Annotated in this window: 3 protein-coding genes; 2 read left to right on the top strand and 1 reads right to left on the bottom strand. The window is 42.7% G+C overall.

Annotated features, from left to right (window positions below):
• On the bottom strand, positions 1–103 hold a 103-nt coding region (locus PX636_RS14595; RefSeq protein ID WP_286823842.1), incomplete at its 3' end, for a helix-turn-helix domain-containing protein.
• Positions 104–193: 90 nt separating this feature from the next.
• Between PX636_RS14595 and PX636_RS14590 the strand changes: the two genes are divergently transcribed.
• Together PX636_RS14590 and PX636_RS14585 are read left to right on the top strand one after the other, a co-directional pair.
• Entirely contained in the window at positions 194–1,069 is an 876-nt protein-coding gene (locus PX636_RS14590) for an ABC transporter ATP-binding protein (protein ID WP_288117669.1), read from the top strand.
• A 370-nt stretch (positions 1,070–1,439) separates the two neighbouring features.
• Positions 1,440–1,693 (top strand): ABC transporter permease (locus tag PX636_RS14585; protein WP_288117670.1); only part of this gene is annotated, 254 nt, incomplete at its 3' end.

The following is a 1,693-nucleotide window of genomic DNA, read 5'->3' as shown; positions in this document are numbered from 1 at the left end:
GGAGAGCTTTGTTGTAAACTAATCTTACACAGCCCAATGTGCGCCGCAATAGCGACTCTTGTTCTGGTGTTGGGTAAAATCGGTAAGAATAGGCTTTTTCCATATCTCGCATTCTAGCATATATCGTGTAAATGCGCTAATATTTAACGGTAAAGCCGTCGTAGAACGACGGGGTTTCAGACCCAAATTTTCGATGACCGCCGCTATTGCTCTCGATCGCGTTTCTAAAATCTATAACAATCTCCCAGTAGTTAACGAGCTTTCCTTTGCCATCGAAAAAGGGGAAATCTTTGGTTTACTCGGTCCCAACGGTGCGGGAAAATCGACGACAATCCGCATGATTATCACCCTAACCGAAGCAAGTCAAGGAGAAATCGCAGTGGCGGGGTATGATGTGAAAAAATACCGCGATCAGGTGAAGAAAAATATAGGGGTAGTCTTGCAACAGATTAGCGTTGATGGGGAATTAACCGTCTGGGAAAATATGGAATTTCACGGCCGGATGCACCATATCCCCAATCCCCAGAGACAGGAATTAATCGATCGCTATTTAGATTATGTCAGTTTAAGCGATCGAAAATCTGCCCTTGCCAAAACTCTTTCCGGAGGGATGAAACGACGTTTACAGATTGCTCGCGCTCTTCTTCACGAACCAAAAATACTCTTTCTCGATGAACCGACGGTCGGTTTAGACCCCCAAAATCGTCGTCGTTTGTGGGAAGTAATTCGCGATTTAAATCAGCAAGGAATGACAATTTTATTAACCACTCACTACATGGAAGAAGTGGAATTTCTCTGTCAGGATAACGCCACGGGAAAACCAGGCAGAATTGGCATTATGGACGCAGGCAAATTAATCGAATTAGGAACTATAAGGGATTTTCGCACTAAGTATGGCGAGGGTTTAGTTATCAAACAAGTTGGCGATAAAATCGATTATAAATTCTTCCCCACCGTGGCTGATGCCAATGCCTATCTTGACAGTTTGAGCGATAAAACTGGAGTAATTTGCCGTCCCTCCAATCTCGAAGATATCTTTGTGGAACTGACGGGACATCAATTAGATTAAATTCTTGGTTTGGCTGTTAGGAAGTTGTTCAGTTATCGGTCTTTGACTCCGGTTTTTCTGAGATTAGCTGTGTTTAAATCGGCATTTCTTGGCTCTTATCTGATGTCTATTTTATTGGCAAACCTGCTAGAGTCTAGGTCAATTAGCTGAGGCTGTCCCTAAAAACCGAGTTCAACCCTAAAAAAAGAGGCTTTTAGCGGTTTTTAAGCTTTTTGAGCCAGATAAATGGCCTAGGAAGGGAACTTTTTCCGGAGAGGGAGAGTCGTCGGGAACTGGATAAAAACTAGATTCCCCTCTCGATCGATAGACAAAATTGACGGTAATCGTTTAGAATAAAGCACTGAATACTGACAAGATGACAATTATCCCTATGACCGATCTCCAGACAAAAACTAGATGGTCAACAGCGCGGCGATATTACGAGTTGCTTAGTGTTTTAGTGGAACGTAATCTCAAGGGACGCTATCGGGGTTCTTTTCTGGGGGTTTACTGGTCCTTGTTAAATCCCCTGATTATGACTGCACTATACACGGCAATTTTCGGCACGGTTTTCGCCTCTTATTTTGATAATTCTATAGTTAACTATGTCCTAGCGGCTTTCACTGGTTTAGTAGTAATAAATTT

Origin of the sequence: Microcystis sp. M53598_WE2 (genome assembly GCF_030067735.1) — a bacterium.
In the GTDB taxonomy this organism is placed as follows: Bacteria; Cyanobacteriota; Cyanobacteriia; order Cyanobacteriales; family Microcystaceae; genus Microcystis; species Microcystis aeruginosa.
The sequence above is the reverse complement of the archived record's forward strand: the minus strand, read 5'-3'. Positions and strand labels throughout refer to the sequence as shown.

Excerpts from the sequence above, each read along its gene's own strand:
- PX636_RS14590 (WP_288117669.1), top strand. The coding sequence starts at position 194 with ATGACCGCCGCTATTGCTCTCGATCGCGTTTCTAAAATCTATAACAAT.